Below are 3,583 nucleotides of genomic sequence, written 5' to 3' on the forward strand. Positions count from 1 at the left end.
GGATGAACGATTGGGGGATGGCCATAACCGATTGTAGAAACAACAAGGCCCTGCGACGGCAGGGCCTTGTAATTCACGGGGTATCGGGCGGTTTAGTCACCCAGGACGAGCCCTTCACGCCGCGGATCGGCGCCGCCGAAGAAGCCCTCGGGTGTTCTCTGAATGGCTTGCAGGCCGCTGGTCATGGTTTGTTCGCGTACCTCGGCGCCGCGGCTTCGCAGCGCCTCGACGGTGGCCGGCGAGAAACGTTTTTCTTCMAGGATGCTCGGGCCGTTGAGTGAGGCGAAGTTGGGCAGGTCGATCGCCTGCTGGGCATTGAGGCCCCAGTTCAGCGTGCCGTAAAGCGTCTTGGCCGTGAAGTGAATGATCAGCGCACCGCCGGGGCTGCCGCCGCTCATGACGAGCTGGCCTGAGGTTTTGTCAAACACGAGCGTAGGCGCCATCGACGAGCGCGGGCGTTTGCCGGCCTGCACACGATTGGCCACGGGCTTGCCGTCGGCATCGGTCGGGGCAAAGCTGAAGTCGGTGAGTTCGTTGTTCAGCAAAAAGCCGCCAGCCTTGCCGGTGCCGCCATCGGTCATCAGGCGCGAACCGAACTGGTCTTCAATCGTCGTGGTCATGGCGATCGCGTTGCCGTAGCCGTCGATGATGCTGATGTGCGAGGTACCGTACTCGGGCTGGTCGGGCATGGGCGCATAGGCGGTGGTGACGGCGCCTGGAACGCCCGGTTTGGCGGTCTTCATGCTCGGGCCTGCGGGCTGGATCAGCTTGGCGCGCTCGCTGAGATAGGCCGGTGCGAGAAGGCTCATCCAGTTGCCGCCCGGCGGCTGCACGAAATCAGGGTCACCCAGGTATTGCGCACGGTCGGCAAAGGCCAGGCGCGAGGCCTCGGTGTAGAGGTGCAGCCAGTCGGCCGAAGGCGTGGGCGACACGGTGCCGGGAACACCGCCGGTGCCGGTGACCAGGCCCAGGGTGCTGGCCGGCGTGTTGTTCAGGATGCCGAGGATCTGCCCGACCGCAATCGCGCCCGAGCTGGGCGGCGGCATGCCGCAGAGGCGGTAGGCCTTGCCGGCCGCGCTGTAGTCGGAGCAGATCGGGTCGCGCTTTTTGGGCTGGTAGCCGGCCAGGTCGCCCAGGGCCAGCTTGCCGGGGTTGGTGGCGTGGCCCTGCACTTTGGTGACGATGGCTTGCGCGACTTTGCCTTCGAGCAGCGCGCTGGAGCCTTTGGCAGCGATCTGTCGCAGCACGTCGGCGAGCGCCGGGTTGCGCAAGACGGAGCCCACATCGACGGGGCTGCCGTCGGCCTTGTAGAAGTAGGCTGCGGCGGTGGCGTCCTTCTTCAGGTGCACTTCACTCTTGAGCAAGGTATTGAGCCGCGGGCTGACCTTGAAGCCGTTTTCTGCGAGCTGGATGGCCGGCACAAAGAGCTGGGCCCAGGGCAGGCGACCGTATTGCTTGTGGGCCATCTCCAGCATGCGCACCGTGCCGGGCGTGCCGACGGAGCGGCCGCCGACCACGCCGTCGTAAAACGGTATCGGTTTGCCGTCGGCGCCGATAAACAGCTTTTCGTCCACCGCTGCGGGCGCGGTTTCGCGGCCGTCAAAGGCCTCGACCTTGCCGCCGTTGGCGTGCAGCAGGAAGGCGCCGCCACCTATGCCGCTCGATTGCGGCTCCACCAGCGTGAGCACCATTTGCACTGCAATTGCAGCGTCGATGGCCGAACCACCGGCTTTGAGTACCTGGTAACCCGCATCCGTGGCCAGCGGGTTGGCGGCGGCCACGGCGAAGGTCTTGGTGGCCCAGCCGGGCTTGGGGGTGAAGCCCGAAGAGCCCTCGGGCTGCATGTACTTGGTGCCGCGCGCGACTTCATCGGCGGGGACCTGGTAGTTAAATGCGGTGGGGCTGCTGGCGCAGGCGGCAAGCAGCGCGGTGGCTGCCAGCGCCGGGAAGGCGTGTCTCATGCGATATCCTTGAATGTAGTTGTAGCTTGTGGCAGGACCCTGTGCCTGCGCTGTTGAATATATCGAGCGGCCCCGCGCCTCACAATGGCGTTTCAGAGAAATCACTCTTCCATGGAATTTGACAATCTCGATGCCTTGCGCGTGCTGCTGGCTACGGCGGAAACTGGCAGCCTTACAGCAGCGGGCAAGCGCTGCCGGCTGTCTACAGCGGCCGTCAGTGCGGCGATCAAGCGGCTGGAAACCTCGCTGGGTGTACGTCTGTTTGAGCGAACCACACGCGCCGTGCGGCCCACGGCCGAGGGTGCTGTCATGGTCGACCATGCCCGCCGCGCGCTCGAGCTGGTGTCCGAAGGCCAGGCCAAAGTCCGTGCCGGCACCTTCGGCTTGACGGGCAGCATCCGGATCACCGCCACAGCCATGCTGGCCCGCGAGATGCTGGCCTACTGGCTGGCCGAATTTGCCAACACTCACCCGGGTATTGAAATCGACCTGCAGATCAGCGATGCGCGTGTGGACCTGGTGCGCGAGGGCATCGACATCGCCCTGCGCAACGGGCCGCTGATGGATTCGACCCATTCGGCGCGCCTGCTGGCGCCGGCCCGGCGCGTGGCTTGTGCGGCCCCGGACTATCTGGCGCGCCGCGGCACGCCGCTGGAGCCATGCGAGCTTGTGCAGCACGACTGCCTGGTTTGCCATGTGCGCGAGCGCCGGCAAGATCAGTGGCAGTTCGAATTGCAGGGAGAGGCCAGCGCGCCTTTTCAGGTGCGCGTGGCTGGGCCGCTGGCCTGTAACGACGCATCCATTGCGCTGCAGTGGGCGCTGGAGGGGCGGGGCATCGTCTACCAGTCCGAGATCGACCTCATGGCCTCTTTGGCCAGCGGCAAGCTGGTGCGCCTCTTTGCGGGTCACCTGGGTGAGCCGGCGCCGCTTTATGCGGTGGTGCCCAGCCGACGCTATGTGCCGGCCCGCGTCAACGAGGTGATTGAACGGCTTTCAGCGCTGCTGACCGAACGGCTGGCAGCGCTGCACCCGCCTGCGGCCTAGGCTCAACGTGGTGCGAGGCGAATCGCGCCGTCCAGGCGAATCACTTCACCATTGAGCATGTCGTTTTCGATGATGTGTTTGGCCAGGCGCGCATAGTCTTGCGGTGTGCCCAAGCGCGAGGGGAAGGGCACGCCGGCAGCCAGCGAGTCCTGCACTTCCTGCGGCATGCCAAAAAGCATGGGCGTGCCGAAAATGCCGGGCGCGATGGTCATGTTGCGGATGCCGTTGCGCGCGAGGTCGCGGGCAATCGGCAAGGTCATGCCGACAATGCCGCCCTTGGAGGCGCTGTAAGCGGCCTGGCCGATCTGGCCGTCGTAGGCTGCGACCGAGGCGGTCGAAATCAGCACACCGCGCTCACCGGTGGCTTCAGGGTCGTTCTTGCACATGGCGTCGGCTGCCAGGCGGATCATGTTGAAGCTGCCGACGAGGTTGACGGTGATGGTTTTGCTGAAGGCGCCCAGGCTGTGCGCGCCGTTCTTGCCCACGGTTTTTTCGGCGGGCGCAATGCCGGCGCAGTTCACCAGGCCCATCAGTTTGCCCATGGCAACCGCCTTGGCCACCACGGCCTGGCCGTCGGC

General features: G+C 65.6%; 3 protein-coding genes. 1 reads left to right on the plus strand and 2 read right to left on the minus strand.

The window, feature by feature from the left end; genetic code table 11:
* Positions 1 to 92: 92 nt before the first annotated feature.
* Positions 93 to 1,961, minus strand: coding sequence for a gamma-glutamyltransferase family protein (locus AC1DWI_RS16670; protein ID WP_477671036.1), 1,869 nt, complete (start codon positions 1,959 to 1,961; stop codon positions 93 to 95).
* Positions 1,962 to 2,072: 111 nt separating this feature from the next.
* Here AC1DWI_RS16670 and AC1DWI_RS16675 point away from each other — a divergent pair, with 111 nt between their 5' ends.
* Positions 2,073 to 3,005, plus strand: a complete 933-nt coding sequence (locus AC1DWI_RS16675) for a LysR family transcriptional regulator (protein WP_457278843.1) — start codon at positions 2,073 to 2,075, stop codon at positions 3,003 to 3,005.
* Positions 3,006 to 3,007: 2 nt separating this feature from the next.
* Here AC1DWI_RS16675 and AC1DWI_RS16680 read toward each other — a convergent pair.
* Positions 3,008 to 3,583, minus strand: a 576-nt coding sequence (locus tag AC1DWI_RS16680; protein WP_477725246.1) for an SDR family NAD(P)-dependent oxidoreductase, incomplete at its 5' end; no start/stop codon positions are given.

The organism is Polaromonas sp. P3_C2 (assembly GCF_056402675.1).